At 74.5% G+C, this 216-nt stretch carries 1 pseudogene; it reads right to left on the reverse strand.

Features of this window, described 5'->3' with window-relative positions:
• Positions 1-216 (reverse strand): annotated as a pseudogene (locus H928_RS0105420) (ATPase); the annotation flags it as partial.

The following is a 216-nucleotide window of genomic DNA, read 5'->3' on the forward strand; positions in this document are numbered from 1 at the left end:
AAGCGGCTGCTCGGCCAGCGCGCCGCGGGCCTCGCGTCCGATCACGGTGGTGCTCACGCGCCGGTTGATGACGAAGGCCGCGCGCAGCGCAGGCCGGAACACCTGCGCCTCACGGATCAGCGCCACCATCTCGGCGCTGGCCCACAGGTCGTAGGGGCTGGGCTGCACCGGGATCAGCACCCGCTCGGCCGCCAGCAGCGCGGAGCGCGCCAAGGC

The sequence above is a fragment of the Comamonas sp. B-9 genome (genome assembly GCF_000410635.1).
GTDB lineage: Bacteria > Pseudomonadota > Gammaproteobacteria > Burkholderiales > Burkholderiaceae_C > Comamonas.